Raw genomic sequence first — 1557 nt, forward strand, 5'->3', positions numbered from 1 at the left:
CCATCGAACCGTTCCGCATTCCGCGGCCCGTTCCTCCGGGGCACTCGCTCTACTTTACCCGCCGTTTCCGCCGTGTCAAATCCGCGTTTCGCAACCGAATTCCACAAGACCGAAACCGCACAGGCACCCAGGAAGAGTACACGATCTCTCGCGTCGCTCGATCTTGGGGTTTGGCAGGACGGCCGCTAGCGGATCTCTCCGCTTGCCTCGCCCGTTTCCCTGCCGGCTCGGAGAACATTACCCGGTCCCCCTCGCCACGCCAAATCGCCCCCCTCACCCGATCGCATCAAAGTTGCCACTGGTGCCGGCGGGTCAAAAGAGGTCAATGACCTTGCGAAGTCACGCCGATACGGAATGAACATCCCTCTCATCCGAATCGGTCTGCACACCAGTCACGGGGGGCCGGCTGCCACCCGTACCCCGGCGGACCGAAGGCGTGCCCACCGCTCGACCTGATCGTCGCGGGACCACCCGCGCCCGGGCGGACCTGGCGGGCAGAAGGAGAAGCGCGCAGGAGTAGGGACGCGGACGAGAGGGCACGTGGACAGGAGGGGGTGAGCGGCTTAAAGAGCGAGAAGGAGGACAAGAAGGCACGTAGGCGCGAGGGTCAGGGAGGCGCGAGGCGGAAGCGCGCAGGAGAAGAGGGCGCGAGGGGCGCCGGAGACTGGAAGGCGGCGCTAATCCCGTACGACGTCGAATGCCGCCCAGATGTGTTTCATCCTGGACGTGCGGTACCAGCCGAAGTCGGTGGCGAAGGTCCTGGCCAGACGCAGGCCGAGGCCGCCGAGGCCGACCGGCCGTTCCAGGTCGAAGAGCGGTTCGCCGGTGAGGTCGTGGTCGGCGACGTCGAGGATCAGCCGGCCGGGTTCCTGAAGGAGACGGACCAGGGTGGGCGGGCGGCCGTGCCGGAGGGCGTTGGTGGCCAGCTCCGTGGCGACGACCGCGATCCGCTCCTCCCCGTCACTGCCGAGCGGGACGCCGGTCAGCACGGACCGGAGTCCGGAGCGGAGGTGGCGCAACTCGCCGACGCTGTCGAGGCTCCACCGGCGCACCTCGATCGCCGCCGGGTGCGGAACCGGGGCGGGCGGCGACGTCATCCGCCCATCTTGCCCACTCCCGAGGGAAAAGCGCAGACCCGTAAAGGTCGGTTGAAGTAGCTCTCCGGACACCCGAAGGCGGACGTTCCTGCACCCTAAGCCCACCTAGTGCCTGTTTTGTCACGATAACGTACTCATACTTTCGGCTAGTCTTCCCTAGACCTGTCGTATAGAGTCTGCGTAACCGAACGGCCTAGCGTGCCTGGACGGCGCTTTCGCATGCCGTCCAACAGATATGGACGCCTGACCGACCGGGCCCCACAAGGGGCCGGCTCTCCGGGAAGGTGTCAGGGAGGACCACGACATGACCGTCACCGAGACCACTACCGCGGTGCCGCATAAGACGATCGCCAGCGCCGAGACCTCGGCGGACAGTGCGGCCGAGCTGCTCTCCGCGATGGCGGCGATGCCCGCCGGGCACCCGTCGCGTGTGGCGCTGAGGGACCGGGCGATCGAGGCA

The 1557-nt window shown here is 67.1% G+C and carries 1 protein-coding gene; it reads right to left on the minus strand.

Annotation, left to right across the window (positions count from 1 at the left end):
* Positions 1 to 677: 677 nt before the first annotated feature.
* Positions 678 to 1097, minus strand: a complete 420-nt coding sequence (locus Aut01nite_RS43025) for an ATP-binding protein (protein WP_043530833.1) — start codon at positions 1095 to 1097, stop codon at positions 678 to 680.
* Between the last annotated feature and the right edge of the window lie 460 nt (positions 1098 to 1557).

The sequence above is a fragment of the Actinoplanes utahensis genome (assembly GCF_016862455.1).
Lineage (GTDB): Bacteria > Actinomycetota > Actinomycetes > Mycobacteriales > Micromonosporaceae > Actinoplanes > Actinoplanes utahensis.

Excerpts from the sequence above, each read along its gene's own strand:
- Aut01nite_RS43025 (WP_043530833.1), bottom strand. The coding sequence starts at position 1,097 with ATGACGTCGCCGCCCGCCCCGGTTCCGCACCCGGCGGCGATCGAGGTG.